This window comes from Pararhizobium sp. (assembly GCF_965279435.1).
GTDB lineage: Bacteria > Pseudomonadota > Alphaproteobacteria > Rhizobiales > Rhizobiaceae > Pararhizobium.
Genome location: NZ_CBDIHY010000003.1, coordinates 2,906,007 through 2,923,606, shown reverse-complemented (window position 1 = coordinate 2,923,606; position 17,600 = coordinate 2,906,007). Strand labels below are relative to the sequence as shown.

Annotated in this window: 17 protein-coding genes; 6 read left to right on the top strand and 11 right to left on the bottom strand. The window is 60.6% G+C overall.

Features of this window, described 5'->3' with window-relative positions:
* Positions 1-162 precede the first annotated feature (162 nt).
* From ACQY8Q_RS19805 to rsmA, 3 genes are read left to right on the top strand one after another with little or no spacing between them, the layout of a single operon-like run.
* On the top strand, positions 163-1,104 hold the full coding sequence (locus ACQY8Q_RS19805) for a peptidylprolyl isomerase (protein WP_428428128.1): 942 nt from the start codon (positions 163-165) through the stop codon (positions 1,102-1,104).
* A 10-nt stretch (positions 1,105-1,114) separates the two neighbouring features.
* Positions 1,115-2,143 carry a 4-hydroxythreonine-4-phosphate dehydrogenase PdxA gene (gene pdxA / locus ACQY8Q_RS19800; RefSeq protein WP_428428127.1) on the top strand — a complete coding sequence of 343 codons (1,029 nt, stop codon included), beginning with the start codon at positions 1,115-1,117 and terminating at the stop codon, positions 2,141-2,143.
* Positions 2,143-2,970 (top strand): 16S rRNA (adenine(1518)-N(6)/adenine(1519)-N(6))-dimethyltransferase RsmA, encoded by an 828-nt coding sequence (gene rsmA, locus ACQY8Q_RS19795; RefSeq protein WP_428428126.1) that lies wholly within the window; start codon positions 2,143-2,145, stop codon positions 2,968-2,970. Before pdxA ends, rsmA begins: the two co-directional genes overlap by 1 nt.
* Before the next feature lie 188 nt (positions 2,971-3,158).
* Here rsmA and gmk read toward each other — a convergent pair whose 3' ends face one another.
* The 7 genes from gmk to fabD all read right to left on the bottom strand — a co-directional run bounded on the left by gmk (position 3,159) and on the right by fabD (position 10,103).
* Positions 3,159-3,776: a guanylate kinase gene (gene gmk, locus ACQY8Q_RS19790; protein ID WP_428429828.1), complete on the bottom strand. Its 618-nt coding sequence runs from the start codon at positions 3,774-3,776 to the stop codon at positions 3,159-3,161.
* 46 nt (positions 3,777-3,822) lie between these two features.
* Complete coding sequence (locus ACQY8Q_RS19785; RefSeq protein ID WP_428428125.1) at positions 3,823-4,710, bottom strand: YicC/YloC family endoribonuclease; 888 nt, start codon at positions 4,708-4,710, stop codon at positions 3,823-3,825.
* Positions 4,711-4,867: 157 nt separating this feature from the next.
* A complete protein-coding gene (mltG, locus tag ACQY8Q_RS19780) occupies positions 4,868-6,046 on the bottom strand; it encodes an endolytic transglycosylase MltG (protein ID WP_428428124.1) in 1,179 nt (392 codons plus the stop codon).
* 305 nt (positions 6,047-6,351) lie between these two features.
* Complete coding sequence (gene fabF, locus ACQY8Q_RS19775) at positions 6,352-7,611, bottom strand: beta-ketoacyl-ACP synthase II (RefSeq protein ID WP_428428123.1); 1,260 nt, start codon at positions 7,609-7,611, stop codon at positions 6,352-6,354.
* Between the two features lie 221 nt (positions 7,612-7,832).
* Positions 7,833-8,069, bottom strand: coding sequence for an acyl carrier protein (locus tag ACQY8Q_RS19770; RefSeq protein ID WP_018327362.1), 237 nt, complete (start codon positions 8,067-8,069; stop codon positions 7,833-7,835).
* A 325-nt stretch (positions 8,070-8,394) separates the two neighbouring features.
* The gene (fabG, locus tag ACQY8Q_RS19765) at positions 8,395-9,132 is read right to left on the bottom strand and encodes a beta-ketoacyl-ACP reductase (RefSeq protein WP_428428122.1); all 738 of its coding nucleotides are present in this window, start codon (positions 9,130-9,132) and stop codon (positions 8,395-8,397) included.
* Positions 9,133-9,158: 26 nt separating this feature from the next.
* Positions 9,159-10,103, bottom strand: a complete 945-nt coding sequence (gene fabD / locus ACQY8Q_RS19760) for an ACP S-malonyltransferase (protein WP_428428121.1) — start codon at positions 10,101-10,103, stop codon at positions 9,159-9,161.
* Positions 10,104-10,332: 229 nt separating this feature from the next.
* On the opposite strand from fabD, the gene ACQY8Q_RS19755 reads away from it, so the two are divergent.
* Positions 10,333-11,376 carry an aldo/keto reductase gene (locus ACQY8Q_RS19755; RefSeq protein ID WP_428429827.1) on the top strand — a complete coding sequence of 348 codons (1,044 nt, stop codon included), beginning with the start codon at positions 10,333-10,335 and terminating at the stop codon, positions 11,374-11,376.
* 118 nt (positions 11,377-11,494) lie between these two features.
* On the opposite strand, the gene ACQY8Q_RS19750 is transcribed toward ACQY8Q_RS19755, so the two are convergent.
* Complete coding sequence (locus ACQY8Q_RS19750) at positions 11,495-11,905, bottom strand: GNAT family N-acetyltransferase (protein WP_428428120.1); 411 nt, start codon at positions 11,903-11,905, stop codon at positions 11,495-11,497.
* A 245-nt stretch (positions 11,906-12,150) separates the two neighbouring features.
* On the bottom strand, positions 12,151-13,050 hold the full coding sequence (gene gcvA / locus ACQY8Q_RS19745) for a transcriptional regulator GcvA (protein WP_428428119.1): 900 nt from the start codon (positions 13,048-13,050) through the stop codon (positions 12,151-12,153).
* A gap of 207 nt (positions 13,051-13,257) precedes the next feature.
* Here gcvA and ACQY8Q_RS19740 point away from each other — a divergent pair, with 207 nt between their 5' ends.
* Both ACQY8Q_RS19740 and ACQY8Q_RS19735 read left to right on the top strand, forming a co-directional pair.
* Positions 13,258-13,881, top strand: coding sequence for a glutathione S-transferase family protein (locus ACQY8Q_RS19740; RefSeq protein ID WP_428428118.1), 624 nt, complete (start codon positions 13,258-13,260; stop codon positions 13,879-13,881).
* 29 nt (positions 13,882-13,910) lie between these two features.
* The gene (locus ACQY8Q_RS19735) at positions 13,911-14,960 is read left to right on the top strand and encodes an LLM class oxidoreductase (protein ID WP_428428117.1); all 1,050 of its coding nucleotides are present in this window, start codon (positions 13,911-13,913) and stop codon (positions 14,958-14,960) included.
* A 179-nt stretch (positions 14,961-15,139) separates the two neighbouring features.
* Here ACQY8Q_RS19735 and ACQY8Q_RS19730 read toward each other — a convergent pair whose 3' ends face one another.
* Entirely contained in the window at positions 15,140-16,162 is a 1,023-nt protein-coding gene (locus ACQY8Q_RS19730) for a DUF1254 domain-containing protein (RefSeq protein WP_428428116.1), read from the bottom strand.
* A 13-nt stretch (positions 16,163-16,175) separates the two neighbouring features.
* The gene (locus ACQY8Q_RS19725; protein WP_428428115.1) at positions 16,176-17,594 is read right to left on the bottom strand and encodes a DUF1254 domain-containing protein; all 1,419 of its coding nucleotides are present in this window, start codon (positions 17,592-17,594) and stop codon (positions 16,176-16,178) included.
* Positions 17,595-17,600: the final 6 nt, after the last annotated feature.

Below are 17,600 nucleotides of genomic sequence, written 5' to 3'. Positions count from 1 at the left end.
GGCAGCCGGATGGCACTTTTTGCGGCGGACGGCAGGTCTTGTCATTGTTCGGCCGCATGTATTATGCATTTGATGCGCAGAAATGCGCAGGATGATGGCGCTTGGCATGAAGATCATGGCCCCGGATACGCGATGTCCGGTGGAAAATGAAAAGGACAAAGAATGGGCGGGAAGCTTTCGATCACGCGCACGGTTTCGGCAATGATCCTTGCCTGCGGCTTGGCGCTTTCCTCCGCGCCGGTCACATATGCCGCGAGCAAGGTTGTTGCTGTCGTCAACGGTGCACCGATCACATCCGGCGACATTGCCAAGCGCGCCGCTTTCATGCGCCTGCAGAGGCAAAGCGGTGGCCCGGGCGCTGCACGCGAGCAGATGATCGATGAAGCCCTCAAGCGCGAAGAAGTCCTGCGCGTCGGCGCCTCCGTCAGCACCACCGAAGTCGAAGGCGCCGTCGGGCGTTTCGCCGCTGGCAACAAGCTCTCCGTTCAACAGCTGTCGCAGGTCCTCGACCAGGCAGGCGTTGGTATCGATCACTTCAGAAATTATGTTGCCGTTGCCATGAGCTGGCCGCGTGTCGTCAACGCCCGCTTCGGCGGCGGTGGTGGCGGACGGCTGTCGAACGAGGACCTCGTCCGGCGCATGCAGGAAGCCGGTGGCACCAAGCCGGTGACGACGGAATATTTCCTGCAGCAGGTGATCTTCGTCGTGCCCGCCGCCAAGCGCAACGCCATCATCGGCAAGCGCCAGGCCGAAGCCAACGCGTCGCGTTCGAAATATCCGGGCTGCGAGCAGGCAAAAGTCTTTGCCGCCACGATGCGCGATGTGTCGATCCGCAACCTCGGCCGGATGATGGCGCAGGAACTTCCAGGCGACTGGAAGCCGCTGATCGAGAAGGCCGGCGACAGCAACACAACCGCAACCCGCGTCACCGAACGCGGCGTCGAATATCTCGGCATCTGCAGGAAGCGCGAAGTCTCCGACGACCTGGCTGCCGAAATCGTGTTCCGCGCCGAGGATCTCGGCAAGAAGCAGGATGGTGACGACCCAAACAGCAAGCGTTACATCGAGGAACTGCGCAAGCGCGCGCAGATCATTGAAAAGTAACTTAAGCAGCATGAGCCCGACGCGCGACAGGCCGCTCGCCCTGACAATGGGCGATCCCGCCGGGATTGGCCTCGACATCAGCCTTGACCTGTGGATGAACAGGCAGAGCTTGCAGACGCCGCCGTTCATTCTGATCGGCGATCCCGCAGCCCTGCAGCAGCGCGCCCGCGTTCTTGGCCACGACATCGTGATCCGCGAGACGAGTTGCGCCGAGGCTTCCACCATTTTTGAGAGCGCGCTGCCGGTTTTACCGGTGGCCTGCGCTGTCCCGGTCACCCCGGGCATGCCGGATTCCGCCAATGCCGGTGCGATCACCGGCGCCATCGAAACCGCCGTGCGGTTGACGATGGACGGCTCGACCTCTGCCATCGTCACCAATCCAATCGCCAAATCCGTACTCTACGACGCCGGCTTCAGATTTCCCGGCCATACCGAATTTCTCGCCAATCTTGGCGAACGTGTGACCGGCGAGCCGCTGCTTCCGGTGATGATGCTCGCCGGCCCGAAACTGATGGCTGTCCCGGTAACGATCCATATCCCGCTGAAGGATGTGCCTAAACAGCTGACCGCCGACCTGATCTACCGAACCTGCGTCATTACCGTGCGGGACCTCAAGGACCGCTTTGGTCTTGCCTCTCCGCGCATCGCCGTTGCCGGTCTCAATCCGCATGCGGGCGAGAATGGCGCTCTTGGCTTGGAAGACGATGCGATCATCCGTCCCGTCATCGAACGGTTGAAAGCCGAAGGTGTTGACATTACCGGTCCCCTGCCCGCCGACACCATGTTCCACGATCGCGCCCGCGCCACCTATGACGTGGCGATCTGCATGTATCACGATCAGGCGTTGATCCCCGCCAAGGCGCTCGGCTTCGACGACAGCGTCAATGTCACGCTTGGGCTGCCGTTCATCCGCACATCGCCGGATCACGGCACGGCGTTCAGTCTTGCCGGCAAGGGCATTGCCCGCGCCGACAGCCTGCTGGCAGCGCTACGGATGGCACAGCAATTGGCCGATAACGCCGCACGAGGGGAAAACTGATGGCGGCGATCGACGGCCTGCCGCCGCTGCGCGATGTCATAACGCGCCATGGGCTCGACGCGAAAAAAGCGCTCGGCCAGAATTTTCTGCTTGATCTCAACCTCACCCAGAAGATCGCCCGGACCGCCGGTCCGCTGGACGGGGTCACGGTGATCGAGGTCGGCCCAGGTCCCGGCGGCCTCACTCGCGCCATCCTGTCGCTGGGCGCCAAGAAAGTCATTGCGATCGAGCGCGACGGCCGCTGCCTGCCGGCGCTCGCCGAAATCGCCGATTTCTATCCCGGCCGTCTCGAGGTGATCGAGGGCGACGCGCTGAAGACATCGTTCGAGGACCTTGTGACCGCTGGCCCGGTCAAGATCATCGCCAACCTGCCCTACAATGTCGGCACGCAGCTTCTGGTCAACTGGCTCCTGCCGAAGGCATGGCCGCCATTCTACCAATCGATGACGCTGATGTTCCAGCGCGAGGTGGGGTTGCGCATCGTTGCCGATGCCGATGACGATCATTACGGCCGCCTTGGCGTGCTCTGCGGCTGGCGCACGAACGCCCGCATGGCCTTCGACGTGCCGCCACAGGCCTTCTCGCCACCGCCGAAGGTCACCTCGTCCGTGGTTCATCTGGAGCCGATTGAAAACCCGATCCCTTGCTTGGCCGAAGACCTCGAAAAAGTGACGATGGCTGCCTTTGGCCAACGCCGCAAGATGCTGCGCCAGAGCGTCAAGTCGATCGGCGGCGAAGCCTTGCTGGCCAGGGCGGAGATCGACCCGAAGCGCCGCGCCGAAACGTTGTCGGTGGAAGAATTTTGCAGGTTGGCGAACTGCCTTTGATGGCAGCTCCGGTCTTCCTCTTCTCCCCTGCGGGGAGAGGTGCCGAGCATAGCGAGGCGATGAGGCTCTCCGCGAGTTCAGAACCTGCCGCCCCCTCATCCGGCCCTACGGGCCACCTTCTCCCCGCTGGGGAGAAGAGAGAGGGGGCCGCACGCTCCCCTCAAACGATAGCTTAGTCCATCGGTTGATCAAGCGAGCTTCGGCGTTTCCGTCAGCAACCCATTGACGAACTCGAACAACCCGGGCCGGCGGTCGCGGCGCAGGCGTTCCGCTTCGACGATGGCCTGCACGGACGCAAAGGCGCTGTCGAGGTCCTCGTTGACGACGATATAGTCATATTCCAGCCAGTGCTCGATCTCGGAACGCGAATTGGCCAACCGCGTGGCGATGACCTCTTCGCTGTCTTCGGCGCGTCGGTGCAGGCGTGACTGCAGTTCGGCCATGGTTGGCGGCAGGATGAAGATCGAGACGACATCGCCGCCCATCTTTTCCTGCAACTGCTGGGCGCCCTGCCAGTCGATATCGAACAGCATGTCCTGCCCTTCCGACATGGCGGCCTCGACGGCGTCGCGCGGCGTGCCGTAGAAATTGCCGTGAACCTCGGCCCATTCCAGCAGCGCGTCGGTCTGGCGCAATCCCTCAAACTCGCGGATCGACTTGAAGAAATAATGCCGTCCGTCGATCTCGCTCGGACGGCGCTTGCGCGTCGTGACGCTGACCGAGATGCTCATATGCGGATCCGATTCGAGCAGATTGCGCGCAATCGTCGACTTGCCCGCCCCCGAAGGCGACGAGATCACCAGCATGAGACCGCGGCGCTGGATGGCTTTGGTAGGGGTTTGGCTCACGGGGTCACTCCAGATTTTGGACCTGTTCACGGAACTGGTCGATGACGACCTTCAGTTCGATCCCGGCGGTGGTGACCGCAGCGGAATTCGACTTGGAACAGATGGTATTTGATTCGCGGTTAAATTCCTGGGAAAGGAAATCGAGTTTGCGGCCAACTGGCCCACCTTTTTTCAAAAGGTCGCGGGCAGCCGTAACATGGGTGCGCAGCCGGTCGATCTCTTCGCGGATATCGGCCTTTGCCGCCAACAACGCCACCTCGGCATAGAGACGGTCCGGATCGACCTTCGAGCCGCCGTCCATCACCAAGGCGATCTGGCTGGCAAGACGGACAGTGATGACAGCGACGCTGCGTGACGGGTCCGCCTCGATCTCGCCGGTCAGCATCTCGATCCTGTCGATCTGCTCCAGCAACACCCGGTAGAGCGCCACGCCCTCGCGCTCGCGCATCGACGTCATATCGGCCAGCGCCTGCCGCAGTCCGGCGAGGATATCGCCGTCGCGGGCGGCGCGCTCCCCTTCCTGCTCCTCCGGCTCGCGAAAGTCGACGATGCCGCGAATGGACAAGAGCGTATCAAGGCGAAGCGGTGACGGATCGATGACATCGCGCAACTGCTCGCGCAGCGACAGGACGGCAGAAAGCGCACCCTGGTTGATCACCGGCTCGACGCCCGCTTCGCTGGCGCTGACACTGAGATTGACCTGCATGTTGCCGCGCGAAAAACACTCGCCCGCCAGCTTGCGGACGTCAGTCTCCAGATGCTCGGTGCCCGTCGGCAGGCGCAGCCGCAGGTCGAGGCCCTTGCCGTTGACCGAGCGTAGTTCCCACGCCCAGCGGTAGCGTCCGCAGGTGCCCTCGCGGCGGGCAAATCCGGTCATGGATTGCAGCGGCATCGTCTCGTCCTCCGGCCCCAGCGGTGCCCGCGCTCAACAAAGCGAAGCCGGCTGCGGAACATTGAATTGATCATGAATGTTTACGGCCCCGGGACAGTCAACCGCAAGGGTCAAGCGTACCGGAGCCGTGTCATCCACAAGCCTGATGGAAGCCCAGTTATTGCTGGGCTGGTGCCGTCTCGGTCGCTTTTGCGGCAGCGGCCTTTTCAGCCTCGATCTTGCGCCAGCGGCGGACATTGTTGTTGTGCTCGTCGAGCGTCGTGGCAAACACATGCCCGCCCGTGCCGTCGGCGACGAAATAGAGGTCCGATGTGCGCGACGGGTTGGACACCGCTTCAAGTGCTGCCCGGCCCGGATTGGCGATCGGCGTCGGCGGCAGGCCCTTGATCAGGTAGGTGTTATAAGGCGTGTCCTTCTCGAGGTCCGACTTCAGGATGGGCCGGTCGGCGGGTTTACCGTCGCCGCCAAAAATCCCGTAGATGATCGTCGGATCGGACTGCAACCGCATGCCTTTTTCCAAGCGATTGATAAAGACGGAAGCGACGCGTGAGCGTTCGTCGGCAATGCCGGTTTCCTTCTCGACGATCGAGGCCAGGGTGACGAATTCGTCGCGGTTGGCGATCGGCAGGTCCGGGTCACGCTTCTCCCAGATCTGATCGACAAGCTGCTTTTGCGCTGCAGCCATCTGCGTGACGATTTCCGCCCGCTTGGTGCCGCGCGAAAACTTGTAGGTATCCGGGCGCAGCGTGCCTTCAGCCGGGATCTGCGCAGGCAGGTCGCCTTCAAGAACCGGATCGCTGCTCAGCCTGGCAAACATCTGCTTGACGGTCAGGCCTTCCGGCAGCGACACCGAGTAGAGGATGGACTTGCCCGATTTCAGGAGCTGCATGATCTCCTGCATCGAGGAGCCGGCCTTGATCTCGTATTCGCCGGCCTTCAGCGTATCGTTGTCCTCGAGATAGGCTTCCGACATGAAGCGGAAGACGCGGCCATCGGAGACGATATTGTTGCGCTCGAGGCTGCTGGCGATCTCCTGGATGCCGGCACCGTTGCGCACAATGAAATTGGTGTTGGCCGTCAGCGGGCCGTTGTCCTCATAGGCGGACATCGCATAATAAACCGTCCCGGCTGCTGCAATGGTCAGACAGACGATCACGGTCATCAGGAAATTCAGAAAGATAACGACCTGGCTTTTTGCCTTGCGCGACCGCCTGGGCGGCTGCGGTACTTTTTCCGGACGAAGAGCTTCGCTCGCCGATTTCGGGATGATCGGGCCGTTATTGCCCGCCTCGTTGCGGCCGAAAGGCGCTGCGTTGTTTTCGTTTGCGTCGTTCACTGGTGTCCTGGGTCTGGAATTCGCATCATGCACGTCTCCATTCCTGATGCGAACTCCAGAAGAGAAGCAGGAATGAGAATCACCTTGTCACGATTATAGCGACAGTACGCCTCTGGCCTTGTGTCAGCATGGTTACAAAGCCACATGCTGACGATACCGGCTCAGTCGCAATCGTCCATATGCCATGTTTGAACCGAGCAATGCGGCAAAAGCACGATAGTGGGAGAATTATCGTGCTTGCGGGGTACGCTAGCGATGCCGGCGTTGGTGACGGGCCGCCATCCGGCAGGCCCGTTGCGTCCAAATCAGGCGTAGCGGCGTAGAATCAGCGAGGCGTTGGTGCCGCCGAAGCCGAACGAATTCGACAGGGCGACGTTGATCTCGCGCTTGCGCGCCACATGCGGCACCAGGTCGATCTTGGTTTCGACCGAAGGATTGTCGAGGTTGAGCGTCGGCGGCGCGACATTGTCGCGGATCGCCAGCGCGCAGAAAATCGCCTCGACAGCACCGGCAGCACCGAGCAGGTGACCGATCGCCGACTTGGTCGATGACATCGACACCTTGCCCGCATGATCGCCCATGACGCGCTCGACGGCGCCAAGCTCGATCGTATCGGCCATGGTCGAGGTGCCGTGAGCATTGACGTAATCGACGTCGGATGCCGAGAGGCCGGCGCGCTTCAGCGCCATCTGCATGCACCGGTAGGCACCGTCGCCATCTTCTGCCGGCGCGGTAATGTGATGGGCATCGCCGGACAGACCATAACCGACCACTTCGGCATAGATCTTGGCGCCGCGCGCTTTGGCATGTTCGAGTTCTTCGAGAACGACGATACCGGCACCCTCACCCATGACGAAGCCGTCACGGTCCTGATCGTAGGGGCGCGATGCCTTGGTCGGATCGTCGTTGTGCTGCGTCGACAAGGCCTTGCAGGCGGCAAAGCCGGCCAGCGCGATGCGCGAAATCGGCGATTCCGTACCGCCGGCGACCATCACATCGGCATCGCCCATGATGATGAAGCGCGCCGCGTCGCCGATGGCGTGGGCACCCGTGGAGCAGGCGGTGACGACGGAATGATTGGGGCCGCGCAGCTTGTGGCGGATCGATACCTGGCCGGAGGCAAGGTTGATCAAGCGGCCCGGAATGAAGAAGGGAGACACCCGGCGCGGGCCGCGGTCACGCAGCGTAATGCCGCCTTCGACGATGCCTTCGAGACCGCCGATACCCGAACCGATCATCACGCCTGTGGCGATCTGGTCTTCGTCGGTCTTCGGATGCCAGCCAGCATCCGCAAGCGCCATGTCGGCGGCAGCCATTGCATAGATGATAAAACTATCGACCTTGCGCTGTTCCTTCAGTTCCATCCAGTTGTCGGGATTGAACGTGCCATTGGTGCCATCGCCAAAAGGCAGACGGCAGGCGATCTTTGCGGGGAGGTCTTCGACTTCGAATTCAGTGACTTTGCGGGCAGCGTTGTCGCCGGCGATCAGCCGCGACCAGGATATCTCAGTTCCGCAGCCCAAGGGAGATACCATGCCGGTACCGGTGATAACGACACGTCTCATGCCCGTGATCCATCCTGCCTGTTCGTTCCAGAACCGGACCGGACCCTTAAGCAAAAAACCGGATCCGTACATCCTTTTCCGTGATGCTGTACCGCGTGATCTCAGGTACGGAAGCCATCAGGCTTTCCTTGATCACGCTTTTTCCTCCCGAAATGGGGAGACAGTCCCTGAGAGGGACGAAAGGCGGGCCGCAAAGCGGCCCGCCCCAACACGGCCTGATATTAGGCCTGTGCCTTTTCGATGAACTTGACAGCGTCGCCGACCGTCAGGATCGAATCCGCTGCATCGTCGGGAATTTCGACGCCGAACTCTTCTTCGAATGCCATGACCAGTTCGACGGTGTCGAGCGAGTCAGCGCCCAGATCGTCGATAAAGCTCGCGCCTTCCGAAACCTTTTCGGCATCGACGCCAAGATGATCAATAACAATTTTCTTTACGCGTTCTGCTACGTCGCTCATGTCGGATTCCTCGACCTTTGTTTTTCTCAACGATGCCGTTCTGACATCGGTACCCTATTAACGCCTGAAAGATCAAGACGATCCGCCCGGCAATTCCTTCAATCGAAAGCGGGCAAACCACGCCTGCCAAAGCCAGCGTATACCGCATATCTTCCGATCGACTGCGCACAGTCATGGCCCGCTTAACACGGTTTAAGTCTGTCGCAAAGTCCGAAAATCTCCGGCAATGGCTTGGTCAACATGCAATTCCCGGTATTTCGCCCCCACACCTCCGATTGACGCGAAAACGTGGCGGCACAGGCTTTTGACAGCCCGTGCCAAGGGATTAGATCATTGCCATGCCGCCGTTGACATGGATGGTCTGTCCGGTGACGTAACCGGCCTCATTCGAAGCCAGATAAGCAACCGCCGAGGCCACTTCGCCGCCGGTTCCCATCCGCTTCATCGGAATGGCGCCCATGATGGCGTCCTTCTGCTTGTCGTTGAGCTTGCCGGTCATCGCACTTTCGATGAAGCCCGGAGCGACACAGTTGACCGTGACGTTGCGGGTAGCGATTTCCTGGGCGAGCGACTTGGAAAAGCCGATCATGCCAGCCTTGGCGGCACAGTAATTGGCCTGGCCGGGATTGCCGGTGACACCGACGATCGAGGTGATGTTGATGATGCGGCCATGGCGGCGGCGCATCATCGGATGGGTCAGCTCACGGGTCAGCCGGAAGACCGAGGTCAGGTTGACCTCGATGACGGCGTCCCAGTCTTCGTCGCTCATGCGCACGAACAGGCCGTCCTTGGTGATGCCGGCATTGTTGACGAGGATATCGACGCCACCAAGCTCGGCTTCGGCCTTTTCGCCGAGCGCCTTGACGGCATCGCGGTCAGCCAGATTGGCCGGAAACAGGTGAACGCGCTCGCCGAGCGAATTGGCCAGCTCTTCCAGCTTTTCGACGCGGGTGCCGTGCAGGCCAACAATGGCGCCCTGCGCGTGCAGGATACGGGCAATTTCTTCGCCAATGCCGCCGGATGCGCCGGTAACGAGGGCCTTGCGGCCAGACAGATCGAACATGGTCTTGGGTCCTTGTTGGGTTCGGCTCAGCCGAGCAAAGTTTGAAGCGCCGCGTCGATGTCGGCGGGGGAATTGACGGCAATGCCGGTGACTGTCTTGTCGATGCGGCGCGCAAGACCGGTCAGCACCTTGCCGGAACCGATCTCGTACAGTGTCATCACATCATGGGCGGCAAACCACTCGACGGTTTCGCGCCAACGGACCTGACCGGTGACCTGCTCGACCAGCAGCGTGGCGATTTCGCCCGCATCCGTCACCGGGGCTGCGCGCACATTGGCGATCAGCGGCACGGCCGGATTATGCTTGGCAACGGTTGCCAGCGCCGCGCGCATGGCATCGGCTGCCGGCGCCATCAGCGTCGAATGGAATGGTGCGGAAACCGGCAGAAGGATGGCGCGCTTGGCGCCCTTTTCGGTAGCGAGCGCCGCAGCCTTTTCGACAGCCGCCTTCTCGCCCGAAATCACCAGCTGGCCGCCGCCATTGTCATTGGCAATCTGGCAGGATCCGATTTCGCCGACGCCATCGCAGATGGCTTGTACATCGCTGTGCTCAAGCCCGATGATCGCTGCCATCGCGCCTTTACCAACGGGAACGGCCGCCTGCATAGCATTGCCGCGAATGCGCAACAGCCGCGCCGTGTCCGCCAGCGAAAACGTGCCGGCGGCACAGAGCGCCGAATACTCGCCGAGCGAATGGCCGGCAACATAGGAAACCTTGGACTTCAGGTCGAGGCCTTTTGCTTCCAGGACCCGGAGTGCTGCGATTGACACCGCCATCAGCGCAGGCTGGGCGTTGGCCGTCAGCGTCAGCGTTTCTTCCGGGCCGTTCCACATGATGTCAGAGAGCTTTTCGCCGAGCGCGTCATCGACTTCGGCAAAGACAGCGGCGGCTTCCGGAAAGGCATCAGCCAGATCCTTGCCCATGCCGAGCGCCTGGCTGCCCTGTCCTGGAAATGTGAATGCAATTGCCATGAGGTTTTTCCTCGTCATGCGCGGTCCAGCCACGCCGTTTCATTCCAACTCTTTGCCGGCAAACATAAGGCAGGCATAGGCTTTTTCCTCTCCATTCACATTCCTGGCGCTTGAGTCAAGCTTTTGAGCCCCAAAGCCAGCACCTGTGCACGGCAACCGCTTTTCCCTTGCACCGCAGCAAACAGCCTCTACATTCGCCGCCGAACAAGTTTGAGGCACGTTGAGCACCATGAAATACAACACACTCGGCCGCACCGGCATCACGGTTTCGGAAATCTGCCTGGGCACCATGACCTGGGGCACGCAGAACAGCGAAGCGGAAGCGCATGAGCAGATGGATTATGCCGTCAGCCAGGGCGTCAACTTCTTCGACACCGCCGAACTCTACCCCGTCACCCCGGCTGGCCCGGAAAGCATGGGCCTGACCGAGGACTATATCGGCACCTGGCTGAAGAAGAGCGGCAAGCGCAGCGAGATCGTCGTCGCCACCAAGGTCGCCGGCCCCGGCCGCCCCTATATTCGCAGTGGCACGCCGGCCAGCCCGAAGACCATGCGCGAGGCGCTGGAGACCAGCCTGAAGCGCCTGCAGACCGATCATGTCGATCTCTACCAGATGCACTGGCCAAACCGCGGCCATTATCATTTCCGCCAGGCCTGGACCTACGACCCCTCGCATCAGGACACATCCGCAACGGTCGAAGACCTCGCCTCCATCGTCGAGACGCTCGGCGCCTTCGTGAAAGAGGGCAAGGTCCGCGCCATCGGGCTGTCCAACGATACCGCCTGGGGCACGATGAAGATGCTGGCGCTTGCCGAGAAACACGGCTTGCCCCGCATCGCCTCGCTGCAGAACGAATACAATTTCCTTTACCGCGCCTTCGATCTCGACCTTGCCGAAGTCAGCCACCACGAAGATGTCGGCCTGCTCGCCTATTCGCCGCTGGCCGCCGGTCTTCTCTCCGGCAAATACCTGAGCGGCGCCAACCCGGAAGGCTCGCGCCTGTCGATCAACGGCGATCTCGGCGGCCGCTATACCGAATATCAGGAACCCGCAGTCCAGGCCTACGCGGCCCTTGCCCGCGAACACGGTCTCGACCTTGCCCAGATGCAGCTCGCCTTCAGCCTCACCCGCCCCTTCATGACCTCGGTGATCATCGGCGCAACCAGCATGGAACAGCTGAAGACCAATATCGGCGCCAAAGACGTGGTGTTGTCAGACGCCGTGCTGAAGGGCATTGCCAAGCTGCACAAGATGTATCCGGCACCTATCTGAGGGGCAGAGCTGGCAACTGCCTGACGTCAGCAGCAGTCATAGCCGGGCAACCCATTAGGTCGCCCGGCCGCTGTTTCAGCCCTTTAATCGCAAATTCGCGTTCTCGAACGGAAAGCCTTCATTGTCGGTGGCTCTGCGCGACACTTCCACGAACCCGAACGCCATGTAGAACCGCATGGCTTGCTCGTTTTCGGTATAAACCTCCAGGGAAAGCGTGCCCTTTCGATCCACCGCATTGGGTGATCAGCATGCGGCCTATGCCCCGGCCCTGCTGGCCCGGGGCGACAAAGATTCCGCCGACGAACGTGTCCATCACGCTGATGAAACCAACCGGCTCACACCTGTGGCAGGCCACCCAGGTCTCTGCGTTGGGCAGGTATTTTTCCTCGATCAGCTGCCGCTGTTCGATCAGTCTGGATGCACCGATGAACGGGTGAGCGAGAAGGGAAGCGTCGAGCCAGATGCCTGACAGCGTCTTGGTGTCCGTCGCCGCCATATACGGCCGGACCACCGGATTTTGGTTCTCCATGAGAACTCCACAGAATAGATATGCAAAGAAGACCGGCACCTTGGGGGGCCGAACGATACCGCTACATGCGGTTGAAATCTGATCCTCTGCGCATAAGTCTCCTTCTGCCAATACGTCTGTGTATGTCCATCAAATCATGGCGTCAATGGCGGCTCTGGCCCAACAGGCAACGGACCTCCCGGCCGCATAGCCGGAAGCGGAGATGGCCCGAACCGGTCCGCCTTGACGCGCATCTTTCGCCCCCCTCAGTCTGACAGACATTCCCCTGATGCCTCCGCCTTCAGCCAGCCGATAAACTGCTGCACCGTTTTGCGCGCAGCCGTTTGCGGATGCGTGACAGCGTAATATGCAAAATCGGTTGGCCAAGGGGTGTCGAGCGCCAGGGCCAGGCGGCCAAGAGCGATTTCCTCCGTGGCATAGAGGTCGCGCACAAGGGCTATGCCCTGCCCGGCGATGGCTGCGCGGACGAGCAGGAAATCGTCGTCGAAAGATGGCCCACGCTCGGCCTGCCCGTCGCCGGCCACGCCGGCCGCCTGAAACCACATCCGCCAATCCGCCCGCGCACTGTCCTGAAGCAGCGGATAGGCAAGGCAATCTGCGGGGTTATTGATCGCTGGGCCGTTCCGCAACAGCGCAGGTGCGGCGACAGGCAGAAGAGCCGGGGTCATCAACCGTTCCGAAACGAGGCCGGGATAGCGGCCAAGGCCGTGGCGGATGGCAATATCGACGCGGTCCCTTTGCAGATCGGCAAGCTGCGACGTCGCCTCCACCCGGATTTCAATTTCCGGATGACGGGCCGTAAACCGCCCCAGCCGAGGCACCAGCCAGGATGCCGCAAAGGACGGCTCCGTGCTGACAGTCAGCGCCGGCCGTGCATTGACGGTCTCCAGGACGTCGAGACTGCGCGCGATCTGGTCAAAAGCCAGAACGAGGGCCGGGTGCGCCTTCTCACCTGCGGGCGTCAAACGCACGCCATAACGCGTACGCGTGAACAGCATCACGCCAAGGCGATCCTCCAATTGCTTAATCTGCTGGCTGATGGCCCCGGCGGTGACGCCCATCGCATCCGCCGCTTTCTTCAGGCTGCCATGACGCCCGGTTTCAGCAAATGCGCGCAGCGCAAGAAGAGGGAGAAAAGGATTCAAAGATTAGCCTATCTAAATTCTAAGATCAGATTGAATCGTTTTTTATTGGTATCCATTCAACGTATTAACAGACTAGAGGCCGCTCCGCAAATTTAGCAAAGCGCACATCAGGAAGAGACGGAGACCACATGCCAGACTTAGTGACGGAGCCACAATACCGCAGCGCAGATCAGGCCGGGTTTTGTATCTCCCAGCAGGGCAACCTGAATGATTGATCTTTACACCGACTCTTCCCCGAACGGGTTCAAGGCAACGATTGCGCTTGAAGAACTGGCGCTGCCCTATCGCCTGCATCATATCGACATCGACAAGGGCGAGCACCGGCAGCCGGCCTTTCTGGCGCTCAATCCGTACGGCCGCATCCCCGCGATCGTGGATCACGAGACGGGCGTCACCCTGTTCGAATCCGCCGCCATCCTGCTCTATCTCGCAGAGAAAAGCGGGCAGCTTCTTCCACAGGCCACCGTTGCGCGATGGGAAGCGATCAAGTGGCTTCAGTTCCACGCATCGAGCCTCGGACCGCTTTTGGGTCAGCGGGTGCACTTCGAAATGTTTGCCGCAACGAAAATACCGGATGCCATCGAGCGCTACCGCCGCCTGACCGAAGATGCGTTCGCGGTGCTCGACGGCCGGCTTGCGACGCATGAATGGCTGGCGGGCGACAATTATTCCATCGCGGATATCGCCCATTTCGGCTGGACGCACATCGCCACGATCTGCGGATTCGGCTTTGCCCATCACCAGCATCTTGCCCGCTGGCACGATCAGGTTGCGCTTCGCCCTGCCGTCCAGCGCGGCATTTCCCTTCCGGCTCCAGCGACCGGTCCCTGAGCAGATTTCACAGAGGAGTAGCGACCACCATGAACATTATGGATAACACGGCACCGGCGGGCACCCTGCTCGGAGGGGCTTCCTTTGACGCCTTCGCGGCGCATCCGGGCTATCGCCGCATGTTTGCACCCAACCATCTGACGATCGGCATCTTCCTGCCGTTGCGCTTCTGGCAGGGTGACATGCGGGTATTGGAAGGCCAGGCCGAACACGTTGCCGATATCGATCGCCGCGGCTTTGCGGCCGTCTGGGTCCGCGACGTTCCGCTCTACGATCCAAACTTCGGCGATGCGGGACAGGTCTTCGACCCCTTCACCTATCTCGCCTACCTGGCGGCCAGGACCGAGCGCGTTGCGCTGGCGACCGGAAGCGCAATCTTCAGTTTGCGCCATCCCATCGACCTTGCGAAAATGTCGGCGACGATCGACCATCTGTCCGGCGGAAGACTGGTGATGGGTATTGCATCGGGCGACCGGCCTGTCGAATTCCCGGCCTATGGTATTGATTTCGATGCACGCAGCGCCCGTTTTGCAGAAGCGGTCGCCTGGTTTCGCCAGCTTGTCGCAGACGGCCAACCCTCCATTCGCGGAACGTTGGGCACACTTCATGGGGCAACCTTGATGCCCAAAGCGGCTGCGGGACGCATTCCGCTGATCGTGACGGGATCAAGCCGGCAATCGCCGGAATGGGTGGCGGAACACGCGGATGGCTGGCTAACCTATCCGCAGGCCACCCATACTGCAGATGGCCCCAGACGGCTTGCCGAAAACATTCGTGCATGGCGCAACCGCATCCCCGATGGCGGTTTCAGACCGCACATGACCAACGAATGGCTGGATCTTGTCGGCGACACCGATTTCCCGCCCACCCCGCAGCACGGCGGCTTCGTGCTCAGGACCGGCAGAAAGGGGTTGATCGCGCTTCTGCATGCGTGGCGGGAAGCAGGCGTCAATCATGCAGCCCTCGGCATCCAGTTTTCGGAACGCCCGGTCAAGGAGATCATCCAGGAGCTGGCCGAGGAAGTCCTGCCACACTTTCCGTCGTTCGAGGGGCATCAGCGGTTGCCGGCCACATGGTGATGGCCGTCGAAAGGCGGCTGGCGCGGAGATGAAAAACATGACCCGGCCGCACCAGCAGGCGGCACCGAGCTGAGGCCCTATCGGCCGGTACACCGCATCGCCCCACATTCGGAGCGGCGCGGTTACGGCGCGTCGTCAACGGCAACGCACTCCTGCCAATCATCGACGCGCAGCCCAGCTTATCGCAGCGGCTGGGGCTCGGGAAATTTCCAGGCACCGTCGAGAATGTTTTCGCGCGGGCGATAGAGCCGGACGGTATAGTTCCAGCCCTTCACGATCGGCAGGCAATTGGCAATTTTCCCGTCGCAGCCACCGAACTGGATGGCGATCGAACCGTCCGCGCTCTTCTTGGCCGTCACGTTGTTGAGCGCATAAGCATCATAGGGGTTCTTCTCGTAGTAACCCTTCGCATTGTAGAGGCTGATCGACCAGAATCCGTCAACCGGAACATCCTTGACGTCGAGCTTGTAGATCTGTTTTCCGTCATTGTTCGCCGGTGTGATGTTCAAATAGCTCGCATCCTTGTCGGGATTTCCGCCCCAGGCGGCGGCGCTGGCCACGAGATGGCGCACCGGATCCACTTCAGCCTTCGATCCAAACGCCTTGTTGAAGTCCGGCATGGTTGTTGCCAAAACGAGCAGCGCATCGCGGACCTTCTTCTGGCTGGCCTGATCCCAGTCCGGCACCTCGAATTTTCCCGCCCCCCCGGGTTGGTTGATTTTCAAACCGTCCTGAAGAGCATGTACCTGATTGACGTCCTCCGGCTGGGCAGGATCGACGAATGTCCGGATGCCGACCACAGCATACCGGGTTCCGATCGCCTCCTTCGTCAGGGTGGTCGCCCCTTTGTAGGAAACCACCGGGACATAATGGTCCTCGTTGACCACCATCAGCGACATGAAGCGTGTGCCTGCATCCGGCAAGGTGACGGTTGCCGGTCCGGCATCCAGATCGATCACCACCGACGAATACAATGTATCCCGGTTGAGGCGGATGACGGTTTGATTGGCGACGTCTGCCGGTTCGCGGCGATGGACGAACTTACCTAAGGCGCCGTCTTTCACCATATTGCTGAAATAGAGATCGCTTTCGGCGCGAATGAAATTATCGACCGTCACAGGTTCGGCAGCAAATGCCACCGTGCAGTTGAGGGCGATAGTGATACCGGCAGCGGCCGTTCTTGCTGCGAAACTGTTGATCATTTCGGTTCTCCGCTTAGCTGTTGTGATCAAGAATCGGCGCCTTCCAGCGCCCGTCTAAGGCTTCGGGCTTCGGCCAATAGAGGCGCATCGCCATAAAGAAAGGACCGGCAGGAGCCGGAAGCCAGTTGGCTTCCTTGTCTGCACCAGGAGATTCATGCTGGATGATGAGCGTGATCCCGCCATCGTCATCCTTGCGCAAGCCGGGCAGCATCGGCGAATTGATCAGATACCGGTTCAGAACATTTGCCGACAAAAGGCTGTCTGGGAGTTCGTAGAGCGTCAGGGACCAGAAAGCGTTTACAGGCGGCAACTGACCGGGGGCGAAACGCAGTCTGTACATATCCTTGCCGTTGAGCGGCTTTTTGCGGCTATCAACGAAATAAGCCGGATACATCGCCTCATCTTTGGAATTGCCGTAAATTCCCAGAACCGCGCCGGACATTCGGTCGATATAACGGCCGGCCATAGAGTCGCGTGTGCCGAAGCTATCGGCACTGCTCCGCTTGCCGGTGTCCACTTGCGTTTCCTTGAACGTCTTGAACTCTGCCCAGGCATCCGCCATTCCTTCGGTCAAAGCTTTACGCAGATCCGGATTCATGGCCGCAACATCAAGCGTTTTACCGGCACCGATTCCCAGTTTGGCAAACCGGGCTCTGATGTCTTCTTCCGATGGATGTACCGGGCAGAATTGAAGAATGAAATTCAACTCCTCGAAGAATTGTGGTGAGGTTCGTTGGTCGGCAGATATCAGCGGCTTAAAGAAATCCACCCGGGGTTCGGGGTTCGGAGCCGGTTTGCCTGCGAACGCGGATAGTGGCTGAACCGCGTAGCCCGCCTGCACCGCCTTCACCTTCTCAATATCGTCAGGACCGAAAAGCTGCGTCCGGTAAAGAACGAAAGCGAATGCCGTTTCACATCGTATGACGGCCGTCACGTTTTCCGGCTTTTCCCCTTGCCAGCCGGGACCTGCCAACAAGTAGTGCCCCGCTGCGTTGCCAGTGGCGCGGCTGCCGACATAGGCGAAGTTGAATGTGTACATATCGATGAACTGCAGGGAGTAGTAACGCCCTTCCTCGACCTTCGGCACAGTGAAGACCAACGGTTCCGCGCGGAGATCCGCCCCGACATAGGAATAGGGCGTGTCCGAATTGGGCGTCTGAATCGCCTTGTCATCCGGCGTATAGACGCGCGCATTGTTGACCAGTGTATTCCAGGTCGCCTTATACTCGGGGCCACCCTTGTCGACAAAATAGGAGTGTTGCACCCGGTAGTTATCGACGAGCGGAAAACCATAAATGGTCGCTTCCTTGGCTATAGTGCGCGCTTCTTCAGCGGTGAGGTCAGCGGCAAGTGCCTCTCCCGTGTCCAACAAGAAGGGAGACACGGTGCCAATCAGCGCCGTCGATATCAAAAAGGTTCGTCTGGAAAGCACCGTTGT